This window comes from Methylobacterium amylolyticum, assembly GCF_030700245.1.
Taxonomy (GTDB): Bacteria; Pseudomonadota; Alphaproteobacteria; order Rhizobiales; family Beijerinckiaceae; genus Methylobacterium.
In genome coordinates, this window is record NZ_JAUYZI010000023.1 from 2,501 (window position 1) to 24,290 (window position 21,790).

The 21,790-nt window shown below is 74.1% G+C and carries 21 protein-coding genes; 11 read left to right on the forward strand and 10 right to left on the reverse strand.

All coding sequences use genetic code 11. The annotated features are described in order from the left end of the window. Positions 1-244: 244 nt before the first annotated feature. Entirely contained in the window at positions 245-2,269 is a 2,025-nt protein-coding gene (locus tag Q8W71_RS16825; RefSeq protein ID WP_305526542.1) for a M23 family metallopeptidase, read from the forward strand. Positions 2,270-2,285: 16 nt separating this feature from the next. Here the strand turns inward: Q8W71_RS16825 and gluQRS are convergent, their stop codons facing one another. The 3 genes from gluQRS to Q8W71_RS16840 are packed head-to-tail and all read right to left on the reverse strand — an operon-like array spanning position 2,286 to position 5,569. After that, positions 2,286-3,173, reverse strand: a complete 888-nt coding sequence (gene gluQRS / locus Q8W71_RS16830) for a tRNA glutamyl-Q(34) synthetase GluQRS (protein ID WP_305526543.1) — start codon at positions 3,171-3,173, stop codon at positions 2,286-2,288. Continuing rightward, positions 3,170-3,445: a hypothetical protein gene (locus Q8W71_RS16835; RefSeq protein ID WP_305526544.1), complete on the reverse strand. Its 276-nt coding sequence runs from the start codon at positions 3,443-3,445 to the stop codon at positions 3,170-3,172. Before Q8W71_RS16835 ends, gluQRS begins: the two co-directional genes overlap by 4 nt. Before the next feature lie 51 nt (positions 3,446-3,496). Further along, complete coding sequence (locus Q8W71_RS16840; RefSeq protein WP_305526545.1) at positions 3,497-5,569, reverse strand: ATP-binding protein; 2,073 nt, start codon at positions 5,567-5,569, stop codon at positions 3,497-3,499. Between the two features lie 173 nt (positions 5,570-5,742). Here Q8W71_RS16840 and Q8W71_RS16845 point away from each other — a divergent pair, with 173 nt between their 5' ends. Continuing rightward, positions 5,743-7,383: a GMC family oxidoreductase gene (locus Q8W71_RS16845; RefSeq protein WP_305526546.1), complete on the forward strand. Its 1,641-nt coding sequence runs from the start codon at positions 5,743-5,745 to the stop codon at positions 7,381-7,383. Positions 7,384-7,393: 10 nt separating this feature from the next. Here Q8W71_RS16845 and Q8W71_RS16850 read toward each other — a convergent pair whose 3' ends face one another. From Q8W71_RS16850 to serS, 3 genes are read right to left on the reverse strand one after another with little or no spacing between them, the layout of a single operon-like run. Beyond that, on the reverse strand, positions 7,394-8,053 hold the full coding sequence (locus Q8W71_RS16850; protein ID WP_305526547.1) for a protein-L-isoaspartate O-methyltransferase family protein: 660 nt from the start codon (positions 8,051-8,053) through the stop codon (positions 7,394-7,396). After that, positions 8,050-8,814: a 5'/3'-nucleotidase SurE gene (surE, locus tag Q8W71_RS16855; RefSeq protein ID WP_305526548.1), complete on the reverse strand. Its 765-nt coding sequence runs from the start codon at positions 8,812-8,814 to the stop codon at positions 8,050-8,052. The genes Q8W71_RS16850 and surE overlap by 4 nt, the downstream gene beginning before the upstream one ends. Continuing rightward, the gene (gene serS / locus Q8W71_RS16860; protein ID WP_305526549.1) at positions 8,814-10,346 is read right to left on the reverse strand and encodes a serine--tRNA ligase; all 1,533 of its coding nucleotides are present in this window, start codon (positions 10,344-10,346) and stop codon (positions 8,814-8,816) included. Before serS ends, surE begins: the two co-directional genes overlap by 1 nt. A 351-nt stretch (positions 10,347-10,697) precedes the next feature. Between serS and Q8W71_RS16865 the strand changes: the two genes are divergently transcribed. After that, positions 10,698-11,573, forward strand: coding sequence for an ATP-binding protein (locus Q8W71_RS16865; protein WP_305526550.1), 876 nt, complete (start codon positions 10,698-10,700; stop codon positions 11,571-11,573). A 197-nt stretch (positions 11,574-11,770) separates the two neighbouring features. On the opposite strand, the gene dut is transcribed toward Q8W71_RS16865, so the two are convergent. Beyond that, complete coding sequence (gene dut / locus Q8W71_RS16870) at positions 11,771-12,244, reverse strand: dUTP diphosphatase (RefSeq protein ID WP_305526551.1); 474 nt, start codon at positions 12,242-12,244, stop codon at positions 11,771-11,773. Next, on the reverse strand, positions 12,241-13,119 hold the full coding sequence (locus tag Q8W71_RS16875; RefSeq protein WP_305526552.1) for an HpcH/HpaI aldolase/citrate lyase family protein: 879 nt from the start codon (positions 13,117-13,119) through the stop codon (positions 12,241-12,243). The genes dut and Q8W71_RS16875 overlap by 4 nt, the downstream gene beginning before the upstream one ends. A gap of 69 nt (positions 13,120-13,188) precedes the next feature. Here Q8W71_RS16875 and Q8W71_RS16880 point away from each other — a divergent pair, with 69 nt between their 5' ends. The 3 genes from Q8W71_RS16880 to Q8W71_RS16890 all read left to right on the forward strand — a co-directional run bounded on the left by Q8W71_RS16880 (position 13,189) and on the right by Q8W71_RS16890 (position 15,201). Beyond that, the gene (locus Q8W71_RS16880; RefSeq protein ID WP_305526553.1) at positions 13,189-13,956 is read left to right on the forward strand and encodes a DUF429 domain-containing protein; all 768 of its coding nucleotides are present in this window, start codon (positions 13,189-13,191) and stop codon (positions 13,954-13,956) included. After that, positions 13,953-14,468, forward strand: a complete 516-nt coding sequence (locus Q8W71_RS16885; protein WP_305526554.1) for an NUDIX hydrolase — start codon at positions 13,953-13,955, stop codon at positions 14,466-14,468. Before Q8W71_RS16880 ends, Q8W71_RS16885 begins: the two co-directional genes overlap by 4 nt. Positions 14,469-14,535: 67 nt before the next feature. Further along, on the forward strand, positions 14,536-15,201 hold the full coding sequence (locus tag Q8W71_RS16890; protein ID WP_305526555.1) for a carbonic anhydrase: 666 nt from the start codon (positions 14,536-14,538) through the stop codon (positions 15,199-15,201). Positions 15,202-15,334: 133 nt separating this feature from the next. Here Q8W71_RS16890 and Q8W71_RS16895 read toward each other — a convergent pair whose 3' ends face one another. After that, a complete protein-coding gene (locus Q8W71_RS16895) occupies positions 15,335-16,042 on the reverse strand; it encodes a DUF4142 domain-containing protein (RefSeq protein ID WP_305526556.1) in 708 nt (235 codons plus the stop codon). Positions 16,043-16,214: 172 nt separating this feature from the next. Between Q8W71_RS16895 and Q8W71_RS16900 the strand changes: the two genes are divergently transcribed. The 5 genes from Q8W71_RS16900 to nudC all read left to right on the forward strand — a co-directional run bounded on the left by Q8W71_RS16900 (position 16,215) and on the right by nudC (position 20,457). Further along, on the forward strand, positions 16,215-17,378 hold the full coding sequence (locus Q8W71_RS16900; RefSeq protein WP_305526557.1) for an acyltransferase family protein: 1,164 nt from the start codon (positions 16,215-16,217) through the stop codon (positions 17,376-17,378). Between the two features lie 119 nt (positions 17,379-17,497). Then, complete coding sequence (locus Q8W71_RS16905) at positions 17,498-18,361, forward strand: universal stress protein (RefSeq protein ID WP_305526558.1); 864 nt, start codon at positions 17,498-17,500, stop codon at positions 18,359-18,361. A 77-nt stretch (positions 18,362-18,438) separates the two neighbouring features. Further along, a complete protein-coding gene (locus tag Q8W71_RS16910; RefSeq protein WP_305526559.1) occupies positions 18,439-19,029 on the forward strand; it encodes a hypothetical protein in 591 nt (196 codons plus the stop codon). Positions 19,030-19,126: 97 nt separating this feature from the next. Continuing rightward, the gene (locus tag Q8W71_RS16915; protein ID WP_305526560.1) at positions 19,127-19,546 is read left to right on the forward strand and encodes an HIT domain-containing protein; all 420 of its coding nucleotides are present in this window, start codon (positions 19,127-19,129) and stop codon (positions 19,544-19,546) included. Between the two features lie 2 nt (positions 19,547-19,548). Then, positions 19,549-20,457, forward strand: a complete 909-nt coding sequence (nudC, locus tag Q8W71_RS16920; RefSeq protein ID WP_305526561.1) for an NAD(+) diphosphatase — start codon at positions 19,549-19,551, stop codon at positions 20,455-20,457. A 38-nt stretch (positions 20,458-20,495) separates the two neighbouring features. On the opposite strand, the gene Q8W71_RS16925 is transcribed toward nudC, so the two are convergent. Beyond that, positions 20,496-21,722 carry an MFS transporter gene (locus Q8W71_RS16925; RefSeq protein ID WP_305526562.1) on the reverse strand — a complete coding sequence of 409 codons (1,227 nt, stop codon included), beginning with the start codon at positions 21,720-21,722 and terminating at the stop codon, positions 20,496-20,498. Positions 21,723-21,790: the final 68 nt, after the last annotated feature.

A 21,790-nucleotide genomic window follows, 5' to 3' on the forward strand; every position in this document is an offset into this window, starting at 1 on the left:
CCCGACGGACGTTTTCGGGATCGGCGACCCCGCCCGCCTCCGGACATCGGACCGTCCCGGGCGCGTTGCCCCGGGCGCGTTGCGTGGGGCCTCCGGCGACAGCGGACGGGAATCCTCACGCCTCAATCTCGACATGCGGGTCCATCACAGGATTCTGGTGCGCCGGCCTCGCGTGCGCCGCGGCCCGGACGGCGCCGCGAAGGCTCCAGCCGCGCCGGTTGCGCCACGTGATCGGGACCTGCGAGTGAAGCGCGAGCGACTGAAGATCGGCGACGTGGTCGCGTCCTCCGCCGGCCACGCGTCCGGGCAGCGGCCGCTCGACCTGCTCGGGGCCGAGGCCGCCCGGATCGACCGCCGCGCCGTGAACCTGCGCTGGCTCTGCGCCAGTTCCCTGACCGGGCTGACCGGCGCCGGCCTGATCGCGGCGGCGCTCTACGTCTCGCTCCAGGGCGAAGCCTCCTTCGCCGCGATCCCCGAGCGGGCGACCGTCCTGCCGCGACCGCAGCCGAGCGAGAACGGCGCCAACCTCGCCCGCAAGGGCGACCGCCTCGTGCGCAACCTGATGGTCGCCTCGGCCAAGCAGAGCTTCCGCGCGCCGGTGACCGTGCGGCTCGGCGACCGAGAGATCATCAAGGCCAAGCCGTTCGTGCGGATCACCACGCCGCTGTCGCTCACGACCGGCGTCTACGCCGCCGACCTCCCCCGGTTCGACCCGATGAAGTTCGTCTCGGACGAGCCGCAGGAGCGGGCGTCCGAGGTCGCCGCCGACGCGCCGGGCGCCGAGGTCACGGTGGTCAAGCGCGATCTCGTCGACGCCCCCGTCGAGCCGAACGCCCCGGCCCTCGGCGACGACGACGTGACCGCCCAGGTCGAGGAGGAGCGCCGGATCGCCGCCGAGGCCGGACGGCGCGCCGCGATCCCGATCGCCCCGCAGATCCTGCTGTCGCGCACCCTGCGGCAGGGCGGCTCCGGCGACGCCGAGCCCGCGGCGAAGGAGGGCAACCCGTTCAAGGCGATCGAGGTGCTGGTCGTCCCCGAGAACGTCACCAAGCTCGCCAAGGTCGAGCTGAAGCCCAACGAGGCGCCCTTGGTGGAGGAGCGCGACCTCGCGCTCAAGCGCGGCGAGACGCTGGAGGCGCTCCTCAAGGCTACGGGCTTCGCGGGGGATGATGTGATCCGCGGCGTCGTCGCCGCGCTCGGCGGCAAGGGCCGGGTCTCGGCGCTGGCCGAGGGGCAGCAGATGCGCGTCCAGGTCGCCCCCGGCGCCCGTCCGGGCGATCCCCGCCAGGTCACCCGCGTGGTCCTCTACGGCGAGAGCGGGATCGAGGGCATCGCCGCGATCAACGATCGCGGCGCCTTCGTGTCGGTGGCCCCCCCGGCCGAGGATGCCCCCGCCGGCAAATCGCAGGCGCAGGCGGAGGACGACGAGGAGGAGGATTCGGGCTCGGGTCCCCGCCTCTACCAGAGCCTCTACGAGACCGCGGGCCGGCACGACCTGCCGCGCGCGACCGTCGAGGACATCGTCCGGGTGTTCAGCTACGACCTCGACTTCCAGCGGCGGGTCGGCAGCGGCGACAGCCTCGACGTGTTCTACACCTACGACGAGGATGCGGGCGGCAGCGCCGAGCGGCCGGACCTGCTCTACGCCGCGCTGACGCTCGGCGGCGAGACCCGCAAGGTCTACCGTTTCCAGTCGCCCGACGACGGCTCGATCGACTATCTCGACGACCAGGGCCGCTCGCTCAAGAAGTTCCTGCTGCGCAAGCCGATCGCCGACGGCATCATGCGCTCCGGCTTCGGTTACCGGCGCCACCCGGTGCTCGGCTACGCCAAGCTGCACACCGGCGTCGACTGGTCGAACCCGATCGGCACGCCGATCGTGGCCGCCGGCAACGGCGTGGTGATCCGCGCCGAGATGACCTCCGGCTACGGCAACCGCGTCGAGCTCCAGCACGTCAACGGCTACGTCACCACCTACAACCACATGTCCCGGTTCGCCCGCGGCATCACCGAGGGGAGCCGGGTGCGGCAGGGGCAGGTGGTCGGCTATGTCGGCTCCACCGGCCTGTCGACCGGCGCACACCTGCACTACGAGGTGATCATCAACGGCCACTTCGTCGACCCGATGAAGATCCGGGTGCCGCGCGGGCGCGAGCTCGACGGGCGGCTGCTCGCCGACTTCCGGCGCCAGCGCGAGCAGATCGACGCGACGATGCTGAAGGCCAAGAGCGCCACCGCGATGGCCCAGCGCGACGCCGCCATCCGCTGATCTCTTCCCGGCGGCCTCAGGGGAAGCCGAGCCGGGCGCGGACGTCCGCCGGCGCCGCGCCGGCCGCGCGGAGATCCGCGAGGCTCGTGGAGCCGCGCGACTTGGCGAGCTTCTCGCCGGCCGCGTCCAGGATCAGCGCGTGGTGGTGGTAGGCGGGGCTCGGCAGGCCGAGGAGCCGCTGCAGCAGCGCGTGCAGGTCGGTCGCCGCCTCCAGGTCGCGCCCGCGCACCACGTGGCTGATCCCCTCCGCCGCGTCGTCGTGGACGACGGCGAGGTGGTAGCTCGTCGGCACGTCGCGCCGGGCGATGACCGCGTCGCCCCAGCGGGCGGGATCGGCCGTCGCCCAGGTGTCCCGCCCCTCCGCGTCGAAGGTCCGGTAGCCGTGCGGCCCGGGCGCGGCCGCGAGCGCGCGGGCCATGTCGAGGCGCCACGTATGCGGTTCAGGCCGAGCCCGGCGCGCCGCGGCCTCGGCCGGGTCGAGGGCTCGGCATGTCCCGGGGTAGAGCGGCGCCCCGTCCGGATCGCGCGGGGCCCCCTCCCCCGAAGCCGCCGCGCGGATGGCGCCGCGCGAGCAGAAGCAGGGATAGGCGAGGCCCGCCGCGACCAGCCGGTCGCGGGCGGCGCGGTAGGCGTCCATGTGCCGGGACTGGTGCCGGACCGGCTCCGGGTAGCGCAGCCCGAGCCACGCCAGGTCGGACACGATCGCCGCTGTCAGCTCCGGCCTGGACCGGACCGGATCGATGTCCTCGATCCGCAGGCGGCAGGTCCCGCCCATGCGGCGGGCGAGGTCGGCGTTGAGCAGGGCCGAGTAGGCGTGGCCGAGGTGGAGCCGGCCGTTCGGGCTCGGCGCGAAGCGGAGGACGGGCGCGGCCGCGGCGGGCTCCCGCGGGGCGGGGCCGGTCAACCGCCGGCGCGGTGCAGGCAGCGCGGCGCGCCGGGCTGGCAGGCGATGCCCGGCAGCGAGCAGGCCGGCCCCTCCGCGCGGCGCTGGCAGACCGTGCAGCCGTCGCTCCACTCCAGGCAGGCGGCATCCTCGGCGGCCGACCGGGCCGGGGCGGCGTGCCGGGCGGGCGCCAGCGCGCCGATCAGCACCGTCGCGACCACCAGGGCGACGGTGCCCCAGGCGGCGAGCGTCTGGCTCGACGGGCTCGGATCGGTGGGCGCGGGCGTCGACATGCCCCGGTGTTGGCGCGCGGGCCGGCCGTCTGTCAACGCGGGACCGGCACCTCAGGCCGCCCGCCGCTCCCGCGCCGCCAGCAGGCCCGGCAGCGCCTTGAGGTTCAGGGGTTTGGCGAGGAAGCCGTCGAAGCCCGCCGCCCGGGCCGCCGCCTCGTCCTCCCGGCCGGCATTGGCGGTGAGCGCCACGAGGTGCAGTCGCCCGCCCGTCCCGGCCTCCGCCTCCCGGATCCGGCGGGCGGTCGCGTGGCCGTCGAGGCGGGGCATGCGCACGTCGACGAGCGCGAGGTCGAACGGGCCGGCATCCGCGAAGCGCTCCAGGGCCTCGACCCCGTCGGCGGCGTGGACCACCGCGGCGCCGAGGCGTTCCAGGGCCCGGGTGGCGAGCAGGGCGTTGATCGGGTTGTCCTCGGCGAGCAGCACCCGCAGGCCGGCGCCCTCGCGGGCGGCGGTGGCGACCTGGGCCGGCGCCGCCGCGGGCGCCCCCGCCGCGTCCCCGAGGCGCTCCAGCAGGGAGCGGGCGCGCACGGGCTTGATCAGGTAGCCGTCGAAGCCCGCCGCCCCCGGCGCGCCGAACTCGCGCCGGTCGAAGGGCGAGAGCAGCACGAGGCTGCGGCGCACGCCGCAGCTCCGCGCCGCGTCGGCGAGCTGCCGCACGGCCCGGTCGCCGAGCGCGCGGTCGGCAACCACCGCGTCGAAGGCGGCCCCCGAGAGGGCGGCGAGCCCCTCCTCCGGGCCGGCGACGATCACCGCCGCGGCGCCGGCCCGCGACAGGCTGCGGGCGAGGTAGGGGGCCTGGAACGGCGAATCGGCGACGATCAGGCAGCGCTGCCCGCGCAGGCTCCCCTGGACCCGGACGGTCCCCTCCCCCACCGTCCCGGCCTCCGGCGCGTCGGCGAGCGGCAGCACGACCCGGAAGGTCGAGCCGCGTCCGAGCCGCGACTCCGCCTCGATCCGGCCGCCCATGCGCAGGACGAGGCGGCGGGTGATCGCCAGCCCCAGGCCGGTGCCCTCGTGGCGCCGGGCGGCGCTGTCGTCGCCCTGCTCGAACTCCTCGAACAGGATCGGCAGGCGCGCCTCCGGGATGCCGGGCCCGGTGTCGGACACGGCGAGCACCACCTCCCCGGTCCCGGAGCGCGCGAGGCTGACGCCGACCCCGCCGCGCTCGGTGAACTTGATCGCGTTGCCCGCGAGGTTGATCAGGATCTGGCGCACCCGGTCGGCGTCGCCCACGACCGGCCGGCCCACGTCGTCGGCGACGTCGAGGGCGATCTCCAGGCCCCGGTCCTGCGCCCGCGGCGCCAGCAGCTCGACGACGCTCTCGGCCAAGCCTGCGAGGTCGAAGGGCTCCGCCGCGAGGTCGAGCCGCCCGGCCTCGATGCGGGAGAAGTCGAGGATGCCGTCGATCAGGCCGAGCAGCGCCTTGCCGCTGGTGCGCACCGCCTCGACGTAGGTGCGCTGCTCCGGATCGAGCCCGGTGCCGAGCACGAGGTCGGCCATGCCGAGGATGCCGTTGAGCGGCGTGCGCATCTCGTGGCTGACCGTGGCGAGGAAGCGCGACTTGGCGCCGCTCGCCGCCTCGGCGCGCGCGAGCGCCGCGTCGCGGGCGCGCAGGGCCTCGACCCGGGCGGTCACGTCGCGCCCGGCCCGCAGCCACTGCACCCCGCCGTCGCCCTGGGTCACCGGCACCTCGACGAAGGCGAACCAGCGCACCCGCCCGTCCACCGCCTGGACCTGGACCTCCATCCGGCGCGTCCCGTCCGGGTCGATCTCGACCGGGCCGCGCTCCAGGGTCTCCAGCTCGATCCCGGAGCCCAGCAGGTCGATGGGCTCGCGGCCGAGGAGCCGCGCGTAGCCCTCGTCGGCGTAGGTGATGCGCCCGCGGGCGTCGCGCTGCACCACGGCCTCGGTGGTCGCGGCGACGAGGGCCCGGTAGCGCTCCTCGCTCTCGCTGATGCGCCAGATCCGGTCGTGCAGCCGCTCGGTCTCGGCATCCCCCGGATCCGCGCGGCCCGCGCGCCGCAGGCGGACGGCCAGGGCGACGATCGCGGCGAGCGCGAGGACCAGGGCCGCGAGGAGGATCGGGGCGGGGCCCGAGACGAGCGCGGGGTCGTTCGGGAGCATCTTGGCCTTCCCCGGCAGCGGGCCGGAGGCGGCAGGATCGCAGCCGAACCTGAAGGCGGCGTCAGGAAAGGCACTTAACCGCCGGTTGCCCCGGCGAAAAAAGCGTCGCCGCAGCGCGATCCGCACGGCGGCTCGCGAGTTGCCTGCGAGGTTTTCGCACACGGAGCACACCCATGGCCGGCGAGCAGTACGACGTGATCATCGTCGGGTCCGGCCCCGGGGGCGGGACGATGGCGTGGCGCCTCGCCCGGACGGGCAAGCGCATCCTGCTGATCGAGCGCGGCGACTACCTGCTGCGCGAGCCGCGCAACTGGGACAGCCAGGCGGTGATCGTCGACGGGTACTATCAGGCTCCGGAGACGTGGTATTCCTCCGACGGTAAGAGCTTCCATCCGGGTCTTCACTACTACGTCGGCGGCAATTCGAAGTTCTACGGGTCGGTCCTGTTCCGCCTGCGCGAGCGGGACTTCGGCGAGATCCGCCACGAGGACGGGATCGCGCCGGCCTGGCCGGTCGGCTACGACGAGTTCGAGCCGTACTACCAGGCGGCCGAGGAGCTGTTCCACGTCCACGGCCTGCGCGGCGAGGACCCGACCGAGCCGTGGTCGAACAAGCCCTACGCCTACCCGCCGGTGACGCACGAGCCGCGCATCCAGGAGTTGTTCGACGGGCTCAAGCGCGAGGGGCACCACCCGTTCCACCTGCCGGTCGGGGTGCGGCTCGTGGAGCGCGACGGCCGGGCGATCTCGACCTCGCCCTGCGTCAAGTGCGAGTCGTTCGACGGTTTCCCCTGCCCCACCAACGGCAAGTCCGACGCGCAGACCATGGTCGTCGACCCGGCCCTGCGCGACTGCCCCAACTTGACGCTCGCCACCCGCACCTACGTCGAGCGCCTCGTCACCGACGCCTCCGGGGGGCGCGTGACAGGGGTCGTCGGCACCCGGGACGGGCAGCCGTTTGAGGCCTCGGCGGACATCGTGGTGGTGGCCTGCGGCGCCCTCTCCTCGGCGCTGCTGATGCTGCGCTCGGGGAGCGACCGGCACCCGGACGGGCTCGCCAACGCCTCGGGGCAGGTCGGGCGCAACTACATGCGCCACAACAACTCGACCGTGCTGGCGATCTCGAAGACCCCGAACCCGACCAAGTTCCAGAAGACGCTCGGGCTGAACGACTTCTACTTCGGCGATCCCGACGCGAAGGACGGCTGGGACTATCCCCTCGGCCATATCCAGATGGTCGGCAAGTCCGACGGCGCACAGGTCCACGGCGAGGGCCTGCCGGGCTTCCTGCAATGGTTCCCCGAGAAGCCGTTCGACTGGATCGCCAAGCACTCCGTCGACTTCTGGCTGACCTCCGAGGACGTGCCGAAGCCCGAGAACCGGATCTTCTACAAGGACGGCAAGGTCCATCTCGACCTCACCGAGACCAACGTCGCGGCGCACAAGCGGCTGCGGCACAAGCTGCGGGAGATCTGCGACAAGACCGACATCCACCCGCACCTGTTCGACCGCTCGCTCTACCTCGGCAAGAACGTGCCGATCGGCGGCACCGCGCACCAAGCGGGGACGCTGCGCTTCGGCGACGACCCGGCGACCGCGGTCCTCGACCGGAACTGCAAGGCGCACGGGCTCGACAACCTCTACGTGACCGACGCGAGCTTCTTCCCCTCGATCGGCGCGGTGAACCCGACGCTGACGATCATCGCCAACGCCCTGCGGGTGGGCGACCACCTCGTGAAGCGGATGGGCGCCCGGGACGAGATCCCGCCGCCGCGGGTCGTCGACAGCACCGATCCGGGCGCCGCGGCGGCGTAGTTCCCGCCCGCTACAGCACCCGCGCCAGACCCGGCACCAGCGCCGCGAGCCGGACCGTGGCGCCGGTCTCCGGCGTCCCGTCCGGGCCGAGCGCCGCGATCCGGCAGCCGTCGGGCCCGCTCAAGCCGGCGACCAGCCGTCCGCCGGGCTCCAGCGCCGCCAGCCAGTGCGGCGGCACGGCGTCCACGCTGCCGTTGACGAGGATCCGGTCGAAGCCGCCGTCCGGCAGGGCGGGGCTGAGCCCGTCGGCCCGGACCACGTGCACCTCGGGCAGGCCGGCGAGCCGCGCGGCCGCCTCCCCGGCGAGAGTGGCGTAGCGCTCCAGGCTCAGGACCGCCCCCGCCCCGAGCCGGGCGAGCAGGGCGGTCACGTAGCCGGACCCCGTGCCGATCTCCAGGACCCGCTGGCCGGGCGCGACCCGCAGGCCCGCCAGCATCGCCGCGACCGTGCCCGGCGCGGTCATCGAGGCTCCGCAGGGCAGCGGCAGGGCGATGTCGCGCCGCGCGAGAGCGCGGTGCTCGGGCGGCGCGAACGCCTCCCGCGGCACCAATTCCATCGCGCGCAGCACCGCCGTGTCGCGCAGGCCCCGCTCGCGCAGGGCGAGGACGAAGGCGGCGTTGCCGACAGCGTCCCCGGGGGCTTCGGCGTCATCGGCCCCCGCTCCGCTCACTCCGCGAAGGCCTGGGCGAAGCGCGTCAGCGTCGGCTCGTCGGTGAGGTCGAGGCGCAGCGGCGTCACCGCGATGCGCTTCTCGGCGATGGCCTTGAGGTCGGAGCCGTTGCCCGGCTCGAACCGCGCCTTGGCGAAGGCCAGCCAGAAATACGGGTTGCCGCGCCCGTCGACCCGCGGGTCGATCTTCAGCAGCGCCTGGTTGCGGAAGCCCTGGGCGGCCACCGCGATGCCGGCCACCTCCTCCGGCTCGCAATCGGGGAAGTTGACGTTGATCAGGATGCCGGGCTCGATCCCCGTCTCCAGGATCTTGCGCACCACCCGCGGGCCGTGCGTCCGCGCGCAGTGCCACTTGAGCGCGTCCCGCCCGCCCGCGCCGTAGGCCTGGCTCAGGGCGATGGCGCGCACCCCGAGGATCGTGCCCTCCATCGCCGCGGCGATCGTGCCCGAATAGGTCACGTCCTCGGCGACGTTCTGGCCGCGGTTGACCCCCGACAGCACGAGGTCCGGCCCCTGCTCGGCGAGAATGTGGCGCACGCCGAGGATCACGCAGTCGGACGGCGTGCCCTTCACCGCGAAGCGCTTCTCCCCCGCCTGCCGCAGGCGCAGGGGATCGTTGAGCGACAGCGAGTGCGACACCCCCGACTGGTCGCTCTCGGGCGCCACCACCCACACGTCGTCCGAGATCTCGCGCGCGATCTCCTCCAGGGTGGTGAGCCCCGGGGCGTGGATGCCGTCGTCGTTGGTGACGAGAATGCGCATCAGCGGGGTCCCTCGATCCGGTTGAGCCCGCCCATGTAGGGATGCAGCGCCGACGGGATCGTGACGCTGCCGTCCGGGTTCTGGTAGTTCTCCATCACGGCGATGAGCGCGCGGCCCACCGCCACGCCCGAGCCGTTGAGAGTGTGGACGTAGGCCGGCTTGCCGTCCTTGCCCCGGTAGCGCGCGTTCATCCGCCGCGCCTGGAAGTCGCCGCAGACCGAGCAGGACGAGATCTCGCGGTAGGTCCGCTGGCCCGGCACCCAGACCTCGATGTCGTAGGTTTTTTGCGAGGCGAAGCCCATGTCGCCCGTGCACAGGGTCATGACGCGATAGGGCAGGTCGAGTTTCTTCAGCACCGCCTCGGCGCAGGTGAGCATGCGCTCGTGCTCGTTGGCGGATTCCTCCGGGGTGGTGATCGAGACCAGCTCCACCTTGTTGAACTGGTGCTGGCGCAGCATCCCGCGGGTGTCCCGCCCCGCCGCCCCGGCCTCGGCCCGGAAGCAGGGGGTGAGCGCGGTGAAGCGCAGGGGGAGTTCTTCCTCGCGCAGGATCGACTCGCGGACGAGGTTGGTCAGCGGCACCTCGGCGGTCGGGATGAGCCAGAAACCGCTTCGTTGCTGAATTTCTGCTCTTCTTTTCTCTATGCTTTCCTCGGACAAAATTTCCTTTGCGCCGCTGTTTAAAAGAGCGTCTGTAAATATTCCGAATTTAACTAAAAATTCAACAAACTTGCTGGATCTCGGCTCATTTAGGGCCGCATTGTACAGCTCTGAATTTTGAATGCTGTATTTTTCGATGGACTCCCGGATTAGGTCCATTCCTCGTTCTGCGGCGAGTTCATCAACTAAATCTTTGTTGCCGATATTTATACCAAATTGATCCTCGCGAAATTTCGGCAACTGTGCTGTACCGAACATCGCCGCGTCTCGCACCAGCACAGGCGGCACCACCTCCAGATAGCCGTGCTCCTGCGTATGCAGGTCGAGCATGAACTGCCCGAGCGCCCGCTCCAGCCGGGCGAGCTGGCCCTTGAGCACCACGAAGCGCGAGCCGGACATCCGGGCCGCCGCCTCGAAGTCCATCAGCCCCATCGCCTCGCCGAGCTCGAAATGCTCGCGCCCCTCCCCCAGCCGCTCGCGGGCGGAGGCGTGGCTGCGGTAGAGGACGTTGCCGTGCTCGTCGGCGCCCTCCGGCACGTCGGCCTTCGGCCGGTTCGGGATCGCCGCGAGTTTTTCCGACAGCGCCCGGTCCGCGTCGTCTTGAGCCTTCTTCAGCTCCGGCTCGGCCGCCTTGAGGCGGGCGACCTCCGCCATCAGCTCGGCGGCGCGCGCCTCGTCCTTGACCTTCTTGGCGACCCCGATCTCCTTGGCGAGCGCGTTGCGCCGCTCCTGGTTGCCCTGCGCCGCCGACACCGCGCCCTTGCGCGCCTCGTCGAGGGCGATCAGGGCGGCCGACAGGGGCGCGAGGCCCCGGCGTTCGAGGTCGCGGTCGAAGGCGTCCGGGTTCTCCCGGATGGCGCGGATGTCGTGCATCGGATGGGCTCGGGTGGTGGTCGATGGGCGGCGTGCGCCCCGCGCGGGGCCCGCTTTGCCGCATCGCGCCCCGGGGGACAAGCGCGGGGGCGACCGACCCGCGCGTCGCCGGTCCTACCCAACCCCCTCATCCTGAGGCGCCCGCGCCAGCGGGCCTCGAAGGAGGTCTCCAGGGAACGCGCGGCTGGCTGGAGGCCTCCTTCGAGGGCTCCGCTGCGCTGCGCCGCCTCAGGATGAGGGCGTGGATGGGACGATGCAGGCTCGTCTCCCAATCCTGTCACGGAGCCGTCGGGTGATTTTCTCGGTCGACCCGCTTAAGACGCCGGGCAAACCGTTACGAGTCCGAACACGATGACGAGTCCCGCCACCCTCGACACCCTGATGCCCCTCCTGGAGCGCATCGCCACCGCCCTGGAGCGCGCGGCGCCGCCCGCCCCGCCGGCCTTCGACCCGGCGGCGGCCGACGCCTTCCTGTGGGGGCCGGAGCGGCGGCTGGTGCCGGTGCCGCAGGTGGCCCATGTCGAGATGGCCCTGCTCACCGGCATCGACCGGGCCCGCGACATCCTCGTCGAGAACACCGAGCGCTTCGCCCGCGGCCTGCCGGCCAACAACGCCCTGCTCTGGGGCGCGCGCGGCATGGGCAAGTCCTCGCTGGTCAAGGCGGCCCACGCCGACATCAACGCCCGCAGGCCGGACGGCGCGCGGCCGATGAAGCTCGTCGAGATCCACCGCGAGGACATCGAGGCGCTGCCCGACCTGATGGCGCTGCTGCGGCCCGACCCGCACCGCTGGCTGGTGTTCTGCGACGACCTGTCGTTCGACGCCGACGACACCTCGTACAAGTCGCTCAAGACGGCGCTCGACGGCGGCATCGAGGGCCGGCCGGCCAACGTGCTGTTCTACGCCACCTCCAACCGGCGGCACCTGCTCGCCCGCGAGATGGTGGAGAACGAGCGCTCGACCGCGATCAACCCCGGCGAGGCGGTGGAGGAGAAGGTCTCCCTGTCCGACCGGTTCGGCCTGTGGCTCGGCTTCCACAAGTGCAGCCAGGACGAGTTCCTGGGCATGATCCGCGCCTACGCCGAGCGCTACGGCCTCGACGTCGCCCCGGAGCAGCTCCGCGCCGAGGCGCTGGAATGGGCCACCACCCGCGGCTCCCGCTCGGGGCGCACTGCCTTCCAGTTCATCCAGGATCTGGCCGGGCGGCTCGGGCGGACGCTGGACTGACGCTGCGTCCCTCCCCCCTGCGGGGGAGGGTGGCCCGCGAAGCGGGTCGGGAGAGGGGAGCGACGGTGTTGGAAGGGGCGTCGCCCTCACCGTGGCTCGGCCTCTTTCTGAAGCCGGATTCTCCTCACCCGACGCCCTTCGGGCGCCACCCTCTCCCGCAGAGGGGAGAGGGAGCGTTGCGGCAAATCTCCGCCGCCCTACCGCCCGCTCGACCCGAACCCCCCGGCCCCGCGCCCCGAGGCCGGCTCCTCCGCGCCGTCGAGGAGCGTCAATTCCGGCCGGGCGATCCGGGTGAAGACGAGCTGCGCGATGCGCTCCCCCGGCTCGATCCGCACCGGCTCGGACGCAGTCCGGTTCCAGGCGGAGACCAGCAGCGGCCCCTCATAGTCGGCGTCGATCACGCCGGTGCCGTTGCCGAGCACCAGTCCCTCGCGGTGCCCCCGCCCCGAGCGCGGGAAGACCAGCCCGCACCAGCCGGGATCGCGGATCAGCACGCAGAAGCCCGCCGGAATGAGCGCCGGGGGCCCCTGCGGCGCGAGCACCAGCGCCGCGTCGAGGCAGGCGTGCAGGTCGAGGCCGGCGGCCGCCGCCGAGCCCCAGCGCGGGAATCCCCAGCCCGGCAGCCGGGGATCGAGGATCCGGATGCCGACGCCCGCGAGATCGCCGGTCATCCAAGCCGACCGATCGCCTCGGCGAGGGCCAGCGTCCGCCGCGCCGCCTCGACGTGGAGGCGCTCGACCATCCGTCCGTCGAGCGCGATCACACCGCGGCCGCGGGTCTCCGGCGCGTCGAAGGCGCCCGCCACGCGCCGCGCCTCGGCGACCTCGTCGGCGCTCGGCCCGAAGGCGGCGTTGGCCGGGCCGATCTGGCTCGGGTGGATCAGCATCTTGCCGTCGAAGCCAAGATCGCGACCGTGCGCGCACTCGGCCTCGAATCCGGCCGCATCGGCGAAATCGGAAAAGACGCCGTCGATCGCGTCGATCTCGTGGGCGCGGGCGGCGGCGAGGATCTGCATCAGCCAGGGCGTCAGCGCCGCGCGTCCGGGCGGCCGGATGCGGGCGGCGGTCAGGAGGTCGTTGGGCCCCACCACCAAAGCCGAGAGCCGCGCGTCGACGTCGCGGGCGCCGGCGGCGATCTCGGCGACGTTCACCACCGCCATCGGGGTCTCGATCATCGCCCAGATCCGCGTGGCCGGCGGGGCGCCGAGCCGGCGCAGCCGCGAGCCCGCCGCGATCAGCGCGTCGGAACTGCGCACCTTCGGGACCAGGATCGCGTCCGGGGCCGCGCCCGCCAGCGCCGCGAGGTCGGCCTCGCCGTCCTCGGTGTCGGGCGGGTTGATCCGCACCACCACCTCGCGGGGGCCGAAGCCGCGGCCCGCCACCGCCGCCGCGACCTGCTCCCGGGCCGCCGCCTTCGCCTCGGGGGCGACCCCGTCCTCCAGGTCGAGGATCACCACGTCGGCGGGCAGGCCGCGCGCCTTCTCGATCGCCCGCGCGTTGGAGCCCGGCATGGCGAGGACGCTGCGGCGCGGACGGATCTCGCTCATCACGGGTCTCCCGGGGCTGTATCGCGCCGCGGATAGCCGCCGGCCGGACCGGGGGCAAGGAGGGCGGGGATGGCGCGCTGGATCGCGGGGCTCGACGGCTGCCGCGGCGCCTGGGCCGGGGCGCTCCTCGACCTCGACGACGCGAGCCGCCACCGCTGCGGCCTGTTCGGCAGCGTCGCCGCCCTGCTCGACGCCCCCGAGGCGCCGCTCGTGGTCGGGATCGACGTGCCGATCGGCCTGCCGGACCGCGTGACCGGGGGCGGCCGCGCCGCCGACCGGGCCGCCCGCGCCCGCCTCGGCCCCGCCCGCGCCTCGGTCTTCCCGATGCCGCCGCGGGCGGCGGTCTACGCCCCCGATTACGCGGCGGCCAAGGCGGCCTCCCGCGCCGCCAGCGACCCGCCCTTCGCCCCCTCGATCCAGGGCTGGAACATCTTCCCCTATGTCCGCGAGGTGGACGAATTGCTGCGGGCGCGGCCCGAAGCGCGAGCCCGGGTCCACGAGGTCCACCCGGAAGTCGCCTTCCACGCCCTCAACGGCCTGCGGCCGCTCGGCCTGCCCAAGAAGGGGCCGCGCCGGGGCGAGGGCCTGCGCCTGCGCCGCGCCCTGCTCGCCGAGGCCGGCCTGCCCGCCGCGCTGATCGAGGCCCGGACCCCGGGCGTGCCGGAGGACGACCACCTCGACGCGCTGGCCGGCCTCGTCGTCGCCCGCGACATCCTCGCGGGGGTGGCGGTGCCGCTGCCGGGCGCGCCCGAGCACGACGCCTTCGGCCTGCCGGTGGTGATCTGGGCGCCGGCCCCGGGACGCGGGCGCGCGGGCGCCCTAGATGGGCCGCCATGAGTCCGTCCTCCGCAAGCCTGCCCGTGCGCCACATCGCCCGCGCGATCGTCCTCGATCCCGCCGACCGCATCCTCCTGATCGCCTACAGCTCGGTCCACGCGCGGGGGCCGGACGGCGCGCCGCTGCGCTTCTGGTTCCTGCCGGGCGGCGGGCTGGAGCCGGGCGAGGACCACGTCACCGCCTGCCGCCGGGAACTCGGCGAGGAGATCGGCCGGGAGGACGCCGAGATCGGGCCGCAGGTCGCCGCCTGCGACGGGCCCTTCCACCTGTTCCGCCAGTCCCGCGACGCCCGCGAGCGCTACTTCCTCGTGCGGCTGCCCGACGACCGGGTCGACACGAGCCGGCTGGCCGAGACCGAGGACAACCCGGTGTTCGGCACCCGCTGGTGGTCGATCCCCGAATTGCGGGCCGCCGCCGAGAGGGTCGAGCCCGCGGGCCTGACCGACCTCGCCGCGCGGCTGATCGCCGGGACTATTCCGGCCGAGCCCGTCGTTCTGACCTGGAACCCGTGACGCGCCGCCGGGTCGAAGGGCCCGGACGCGACCGGATCGACATCACCACCGAGAAGGAAGAGGCACCATGTTCCCCCAGACCCTGACCGAGGGCTACCGCACGTTCCTGTCGGACCGCTTCACTACGGAGCGCCGCCGCTTCCGGCAGCTCGCCACCAGCCAGTCCCCGGACGTGCTGGTGATCAGTTGCTGCGACAGCCGCGTCGCCCCCGAGGCGATCTTCGATTCCGGCCCGGGCGAACTGTTCGTGATCCGCAACGTCGCCAACATCGTGCCCGTCTACGAGACCGGCGGCGAGTATCACGGCACCTCCGCGGCCATCGAGTTCGCGGTGCAGGTGCTGGAGATCAAGCACGTGGTCGTGCTCGGGCACGCCACCTGCGGGGGCATCAAGGCCTACGTCGACAAGGTCAAGCCGCTCTCCGAGGGCAACTTCATCGGCAAGTGGACCTCGCTCGTCGCCCCTGCCGAGGCCAAGGCCGGCAACTCCTCGGCGCCCGACTACCTGACGCGGATGGAGCACGCCATGGTCAGCCAGAGCATCGAGAACCTGCTGACCTTCCCCTTCGTGAAGGAGCGGGTCGACGACGGCCGCCTCCAGCTCCACGGCGCGCATTTCGGCGTGGCGAACGGCGTGCTGCTGGTGCGCAATCCCGAGACCGGCGATTTCGCCCCCGCCGTCGATACCGGCGGACGGCGGGTCGGCCCCGCCGCGGGCATGCTCTGCGACTGAGGGCGTGTGGGTCGCGGGGCGTGCGGGTCGCGCGCGTGGGCGGTGCGTCGATGAGGGGCGCACCCATGAAAAAGGCGGCGGGCTCGCGCCCGCCGCCCCCGATCCCCGCGCGGGGATCGCCTCACAGGGTGAGTCACATGGCGCCGGGCAGGCGCTGGGCCTCGCTGTAGTGCATCTGCAGGGCCGGGAGCGCCTGCTGGGCGTAGCCGCGCAGGGCCGGGTTCGGGCCGCCCTGGGCGTAGGCCTGGGTCATGGCGATGGCCATCTGGTGCGACTGGATCTGCTGCTGGGCGTAGAGCCGGTCGAAGCGCGGGCCCGCCGGGGTCGACGAGAGCTGCGCGAGCATCGCCTGCTGCTCGGGGCTCGGGGCCACGATGGTCGCGCCGCCGGTGACGTCGGCCATGCCGCCGGCCACCACGCGGCTGCCCGCCGCGGCACCGCGCGCGGCACCGGCGCCGGCACCCTCGATCCCGCCGACCGGGCCGCCCGACAGCGTGCCGCCGACCACGCCCGTGGCCGCGCCGAGACCCGCGCCGACCGCGCCGCCGGCCACCGCCAGCGGGGCCTCGACCAGACCGCCGACCACGCCGGCGTTGCGGTCCGCCATGTAGGCCCGCTCGCCGCCGGCCAGCGCCACGTTGGCGGCGCGGTGGTCGCGCAGCGCCTCCTGGGCGTAGCTGCGGACCCGCGGGTTGCGGGACTTGGACAGCGCGATCTGCGCCGACTGGATCTCGAAGGAATTGGCCTGCATCGACTGCAAGCGGAAGTCGCCGGACTGCGCGAAGGCGGGCGACGACAGGGCGAGCACCAGTGCGGACGCGGCGACGTAGTTCTTCAACATCTCGACCTCGTAGTGTGATGGCGATGCGAGCCGGCAGGACGGAGCCCGCGCCGAAATCCCGCGACTTGCGGCGGCAGGACTTGCGGCGGCTCGACCGCGATTCGACCCGTCAACGATGCCCTGCGACGATTGTTCCTGGGCGCCGCGGGCGCCCGACTACGGAGCGGCCGGCGTGACGCTCGTCGCCGTCCAGTGGCTCCGCGCCGCGGCCGCGCTGATGGTGGCGTGGTACCACGCCCGCCACGAGGCCGGGCTGCTCGCCGCCCGCGGGGTCGGCGCGGCCCCGGATCCGGCCACGCTCCTGCCGTGGTGGGGCGGCGTGGACCTGTTCTTCGTGATCTCGGGCTTCGTCATCGTCCACGCGAGCCGCGACCTGTTCGGGGCGCCGGGCGGCCGGGCGCGGTTCCTCGCCCACCGGGTCGCCCGGGTGGTGCCGCTCTACTGGCTCGTCACCCTCGCCTATCTCGCCCTGGCGCTCGCCCGGCCGTCCCTGCTCGGCGAGGCCGGGGCGCTCGCCCGCGATCCCGGCTACGTCGCCGCCGCGTTCCTGTTCCTTCCGGCGGCGCGGCCGGACGGGACGGTCCTGCCCCTCTACGGGCTCGGCTGGACCCTGAACTGCGAGGCGTTCTTCTACGCGCTGTTCGCCCTCGGGCTGGGTCTCGGGCGGCGCGGGGCGGTGGCGTGGCTGTGGGGGGCGCTGGCCCTGCTCGTCGCCGCGGGCAGCCTCGCGCGCCTGCCGCTCCCGTTCGCGTTCTGGGCGGATCCGATCGTGCTCGAATTCGCCCTCGGCGCGACCCTCGCCCTCGCCCGCGCCGACGGGGTGCGGCTCGGGCCCGCCTCCCGTCTCGGCCTCGCCGGCCTCGGGGGCCTGGGGCTCGCGCTCGCCGCGCAGATCCTTCCCGAGGCCGAAGCCTCCGGGTTCGCGCGCCCCCTCTGCGTCGGGCTGCCGGCCGCGCTCCTCGTCGCGGCCGCCGCCCTCGGGCCCGCCCGCGACCGGGCGGGGATCGCCGCCCTGCCGGCGCCGCTGCGGTGGCTCTCGGCGCTGGGCGACGCCTCCTACGCCCTCTACCTCGTCCACCCCTTCGCCCTGCGGGCCGTGCGCGAGGGCCTGCTCGCGGCCGGCCTCGCCCCGGTCCTGCACCCCTACCCCTGGGGGAGCATGCTGCTGATGCTCGCGGGCAGCGCGGCCGCCGCCCTCCTCGTCCACCGCTGGGTCGAGCGGCCGATGACCCGGGCCGCCCGCGCCCGCCTCGACCGGGGCGCGCAGAACCGGGGGGCGCAAAACGATGTGCGCGCGGCCGCCGGCCCCGTTCCCCGCGGGCCCGCGGAGCGGTAGCGTCGCGCCCGGAGCAGGGTCCGCGGCGGGCCCCTGCGACGTAAGTTTCACAAATGTCGGAGGTCCGGGCGGACGACGCGTCGGTTCGCCGCCGCCGGACCGCCGAGGAGGAGGCCGCGATGAAGACCCTGCTCGTACCCGTGGCGATGCACGACGCCCTGCCCTCCGTGTTCGAGACGACCCGTCTCGCGGCCACACGCTTCGGCAGCCTGATCGAGGGCGTGTCGCTGCGGCCGGCGCTCGCCGAGTACGTGCCCGTCGACATGGTCGGCGGCATGACGTGGCTGCGCGACGAGGAGGCCGACCTCGCCGAGGCCGAGGAGGCGGGCGGGCGCTTCATCGCGTTCATGGACGCCGCCGGCATCCCCCGCCACGCCCGCGACGGCCTGTGCATCCCCGAGAAGGTGATGGAGGCCGGCCCCCGCTACCGCTGGCGCCAGGACGTGCCCACCGGCGACGCCTTCCTCGGCCAGTACGCGCGATTGTTCTCGGCGACCGTCGTCGGGCGCCCGGGCACCGCCGACGGGGCGCCGCGGATGACCACCTTCGAGACCGCCCTGTTCGAGGGGGGCCGGCCGATCCTGCTGGCGCCGCCGAAGGCCCCGGAGAGCCTCAGCGACGCGGTGGTGGTCGCCTGGAACGGCTCAACCGAGACCGCCCGGGCGGTGGCCTTCGCCATGCCGTTCCTGCGGCGGGCGACCCGCGTCCTGGTGCTCAGCGTCGAGGGCGGCTCGGTGCCGGGCCCCAGCGCCGAGGATCTCGCCCGGGCGCTCGCCTGCGAGGGCGTGCCGGCCGAGCACCGGGCGCTGCCTGCCGGCCGCCGCACCCCGGGGGAGACCTTCCTGGCCGAGGCCCGCGACTTCGGCTGCGACCTCCTGATCAAGGGCGCCTACACCCAGAGCCGCCTGCGCCAGATGATCTTCGGCGGCGTCACCAGCCACGTCCTCGCCCAGGCCGACATGCCGGTGCTGATGGCCCATTGAGGCCGGCCCGGCCGCGGGCCGGCGCGGAACCCGGGCCGCGCCGCCACGTTCGGCCACGGCTGACCTGAGGGGAACCCGTGACCAGACTCGTCCTCGCGCTCCTGGCGGCCCTGGCCGCGACGCCCGCCTGCGCCGAGCCGGCGACCGCCCGCTTCCGCGGCACGGTCGTCTCCCGCGACGGCGAAGTGCTGGTGATCCGGCGCCCCGGCGGCAGCACCCTGACCCTGACGATGAACGCGAAGACCCGGGTCTTCGCCGCCATCGGGGCGCGGGCCCGCGACATCAAGCCCGAGAGCTACCTCGCCGTCGTCGCCGACGGCGGGCCGGCTCCGGAGCAGGCCGATCAGGTGACGCTGTTCTCGCCCTCCGAGCGCGGCTTCGAGGCCGGCCGCCAACCCTGGGACACGGCGCCGGGGGCGAGCCTCACCGCCGGTTGGATCGCCGACATCCGCGGGACCGGGACGCGGCGCGTCACGCTGAGCTACGAGGGCGGACACAGCGCCTTCGAGATCGCCCCCGGCACGCCCGTGACGCAGATCGGCCCCGGGGAGAAGGCGCTGCTGCAACCGGGGGCCGCGGTGACCGTGTTCACCCACGCGGCCCCGGACGGGGCCCTCCAGGCCGATGTCGTCGCCGTGGGCCGGCAGGGCGTGGTCCCGACCCTGTGACGGCCCGCGCCCGGCGCCGCCGGGCCCGCGGCGACAGGCTTTGCCGCACCGGCGGACCCGCGCCTTCGGCCCGCACCGCTCTACATCCCCGGCCGCGATGACGATCTCCGACTTCGACCTCGACCCGCGGCTCGCCGCCGACACCGTCCATCTCGGCGACCTCGCCCTGTCGCGGGTGCTGCTGATGGACGACGCCCGCTTCCCGTGGCTGATCCTGGTGCCGCGCCGCCCGGGCCTGTGCGAGATCACCGACCTCCCGCCGGAGGAGGCCGCGCTGCTGTGGGAGGAGATCCGCACGGGCGTCGGCGTGATGCAGGCGCTGGCCAAGCCCGACAAGGTGAATGTCGGCGCGCTCGGCAACGTCGTGGCGCAGCTCCACGTCCACGTGGTCGGGCGCTTCCGCTCGGACCCCGCCTGGCCCGGACCGGTCTGGGGCCACGGCGCCCGCACCCCCTACCCGCTCCACGCCCGCGCCCAGCTCGCCGAGCGGGCCGGCGCCCTCTTCGCCGCGGCCTGACGATGACCGACCCCCGCCTGACCCTCGGCTTCGTCCGCAACCGCCTCGACCGGCACTCGGCCGAGCAGCCGGAGGAGGCGGTGCCGCCCTTCGACGCCGCCGAAGCCCGCCTCGTCCTGATCTGCGGCGAGCGGCTGGTCCTGCGCGGCGGGACCGCCCTGATCGAGTCGGCCGACGCCCGCGGCGCTCTCGACGGCGTATCGGAAAGAATCTTCCTGGGGCACCGGGACGGGCGTCCCGTCTTCGCGGCGACTGCGCCGGCCGAGGCGGCGGAGGGGTTCGCGGGGCCCGAGACCCGGACCCTCGACCTGCGCGCCATCGCCACCGAGGCGGCGGTGGAGGCGGACGAACTCGGCCTGCTCGCGGTCGCCAAGTCGATGCTCGACTGGCACGCCCGCCACGGCTTCTGCGCCAAGTGCGGCACCGCCACCGTCTCCCGGGCCGGCGGCTTCCGCCGGGAATGCCCGAACTGCGCCGCCCACCATTTCCCCCGAGTCGATCCCGTGGTGATCATGCTGGTGCGCCGGGGCAACGCCTGCCTGCTCGGCCGCGGCCCGCATTTCCGCCCGCACATGTTCTCCTGCCTCGCGGGCTTCCTCGAACCCGGGGAGACGATCGAGGACGCGGTGCGGCGCGAGGTCTACGAGGAGACCCGCATCCGCGTCGGCGCCGTCGACTACCGCACCTCGCAGCCCTGGCCGTTCCCCTCCTCGCTGATGCTCGGCTGCGTCGCCGAGGCCCTCGACGAGGCCATCGTCACCGATCCGACCGAGCTGGAGGACGCCCGCTGGTTCGACCGCGCCGCGGTGACCGCCATGCTGGAGGCGCGCCACCCCGAGGGCATCCTCGCCCCGCCGCCGATGGCGATCGCCAACTTCCTGATGCGCGAGTTCGTCGCCGGCGAGACCTGATTCTTTTTGGGATTTTCTCGACGGCGGCGCGGCGCGTCTCAGATCGGCGGCGCGGCCCTGCCGTGCAGCCGGGGCGCGAGGGCGAGCATCAGCGGGACCACGGCGAGCGCCGTGGCCGCCGCCGCCATCGCCGCCCCGTGCGGGCCGACCGCGTCGCCGAGGCGCCCGTAGAGCAGCGGCACGGCCAGGGCGCTGCCCCCCAGCGTCCACGTGTAGAACAGCGCGAAGGCTCGCTCGACCCGGCCCCCCGGCGCCAGCTCCGGCACCGTGCCGTAGAGCACCGAGGAGGTGCCGTTCAGCATCAGGCCCAGCACCGGCAGCACGGCGAGCGCGGGGGCGAGCGGCAGGGCGATCACCGCCAGGACCATCGCCGCCGTGCCCACCTCCGTGAGGATCACGGTCCGCGTCACCCCGAGGCGCTCGCCGAGCCGGCCGCAGACCGCCTTGCCGAGCGCCCCGCCCGCGAAGGTCAGCGACAGCGCGAGGCCCACCGTGGTCAGGCTCGCGCCCTTCTCCTGGAGCAGGAACGGCAGGTAGATCAGGAAGGCCGGACGCGCGGCGTTGTCGAGGATGCCGATGGCGACGAGCAGGCCGAAGCCGGAGCGGCCGGCCTCCGCGCCGCCGTGCCGGGCCGGCGCGGCCGCGCGCCGCGCCTCCGCGCCGGGCGCGGCCGCGTTGGGCAGCAGCAGGCCGACCGCGGCCGCGACCAGCACCCCGAGGCCGGCGATCAGCCACAGGGCGGCGCGCCAGTCCCACACCGTCAGCAGGAACCCGACGAGCGGCGGCACCGCCGCCTTCCCGATATCGCCGGTGAAGTTGTACGTGCCGAGCGGTCCGCGGGCTCCCCGCCCGTAGGCCCGGGCGATCACCGCCGAGGCCAGCGGGTGCTGCGTGCTGCTGCCGGCCCCGCCGAGCGCGAGCCCGACGCAGAGGCCGGCGAGGCCGCCGGAGGCGCCGGCCAGCGCGTAGCCGCCCGCGCTGAGGAGCGTGCCGAGCGCCAGCACGGCCCGCGCCCCGAGGTGCTGGCCGAGACGGGTCGACGGGATCTGAAGGGCGGCCAGCGTCCCGCTGTAGAGGGTGCGCAGCAGCCCCAGGGCGACGTAGCCGAGCCCGAACTCCGCCTGCCAGACCGGCAGCAGCACGTAGATCAGGTCGGTGTAGCCGTCGTGCAGCGCGTGGTTGAGGCCGGTCACCGCGAGGGTGCGGGGCGCGTCCCCGCCGGGCGCGGCGTCGAGCGAGGGGGCGAGGTCGGTGGCGCGGGACATCCCGGTTCCTGTGCGGTGACGGGCGCAGGATGGTCCCCTCGTCCGGAGCTGACAAACGTCTTATGCTG